Genomic DNA, 1,140 nt, shown 5'->3' on the forward strand with positions numbered 1-1,140 from the left:
TCCCATCCTTCAGGCTGGGTCTCCCGATGAGCTTGCTCGACGCTGCGTTTGAGGACGGCCAGGACGTTGTAGGCCAATACCGCAGTGGCGAACCCGAGTAAGGCAGCCTTTGGGCTGCCAAGGGTTTCGATTTCACTTTCCAGGATCGCTTCCAGTCGCTGGAACATACCTTCAATGCTCCAGCGGCGGCGATAGAGTTGCGCGATCTGCTGCGCACTGACGCTCTGGGGCAGATTGCTCCAGAACATCAAGCTGCTGTCACCCGAGTCTGTTGGCGAATGAAGCGTCAGCTCGACACGCCGACATTGATAACCGCCTCTGATCTGGATGATCTGCTCACGCACAGTGCCTGTTTCCACAGGCACTGGCTCTTGCCACTCACCCTCTTGAATCAAGCGAGGATGCTTGGCCTGCTGACGAATGACAAAGCAAGTTTGGACCTGCTCACAAGCCTCCATCACCGGGAGCGTGCAGTAGAGTCGATCAGCCAGCCACACTTGGCCCGGCTCGGCATCAGCCAATAGAGGCAGCACACAAACACGCTCGCTTGCGTAGGCATCCTCACACGCCTGAAGGTCGATGACCTGATCCAGGTCGGGGTCGTAGACAACCACCGAAAAGCCAGGACGAGCAGCGCCGCGTTCGTGGCGTAAAGCCCCCAGACGCTTCTCAGTGGATGCCAGGTGATTGCCGTCTACCACTCGAACCTGCCAGTCCGGCAGCATCGTCGTGCAACCCAGTTCTTTGATGGTTGGAGTCAGCCGTTGCGCACAGCCCGTAACCAGAGCGCGCAACAGCGTGGGCTCGGTACGACTGATCTTGTCGTAGAGGGCCGCCAAGCTGACAGGGAGATCTTCCAGTTGCCGCGCGGCGGCGTGCAGGGATGGCTTCAAGCCCAATGAAACAAGGGACATCAGCTTGATGATGGTCGAGAACAGTAGTTCACGAGAATACTGCCGCTGCCGATGTTCTTCGAAAACCTGATCGACCCACTCAGGGGCAATAGCCTGCTCCAGTGCCAATTTGGCCATGACACTGGCAGGTGCTTTTTTCTCGAAACGCGCTAGAACATCGGCCCACATCGTTTGGGGATCCCTGAATGAAATTTCAGCGATTTTACCGAAGACCTTGAAAGGGATG

Annotated in this window: 1 protein-coding gene; it reads right to left on the reverse strand. The window is 57.2% G+C overall.

Features of this window, described 5'->3' with window-relative positions; genetic code table 11:
* Positions 1 to 1,031: IS4 family transposase (locus QZR14_RS27900; RefSeq protein WP_311998308.1), on the reverse strand; the 1,031-nt coding region annotated here is incomplete at its 3' end.
* Between the last annotated feature and the right edge of the window lie 109 nt (positions 1,032 to 1,140).

Source organism: Pseudomonas sp. rhizo66 (assembly GCF_031931925.1).
Classification (GTDB): Bacteria; Pseudomonadota; Gammaproteobacteria; order Pseudomonadales; family Pseudomonadaceae; genus Aquipseudomonas.